Source organism: Poinsettia branch-inducing phytoplasma str. JR1, from assembly GCF_000309465.1.
Classification (GTDB): Bacteria; Bacillota_I; Bacilli_A; order Acholeplasmatales; family Acholeplasmataceae; genus Phytoplasma; species Phytoplasma pruni.
Genome location: NZ_AKIK01000092.1, coordinates 1 through 247 on the forward strand (window position 1 = coordinate 1; position 247 = coordinate 247).

General features: G+C 19.8%; 1 protein-coding gene. It reads right to left on the minus strand.

The window, feature by feature from the left end; genetic code table 11:
- On the minus strand, window positions 1-247 hold a 247-nt coding region (locus ON17_RS03600), incomplete at both ends, for a hypothetical protein (protein ID WP_040849716.1).

A 247-nucleotide genomic window follows, 5' to 3' on the forward strand; every position in this document is an offset into this window, starting at 1 on the left:
AGTTTTAGTAATAGGTAATTTTTGACAACTTTTAGAAAATTGAAATAGACGTTTACCTGTTAAATAATTTTTCTTTTGTAAAATCATTTTTTTAATTTCTTTATCATTGCCGACATATTCAGAAAATTTAGTAACATATTTAGAAATAATAGAAGAACTATCTTCTTTACAAACACTTTGTTTCAATTGACATTCATTTATTTCTAATTTAATTTTTGCATTATTTTTAAAAACTTGTAAATTTTGA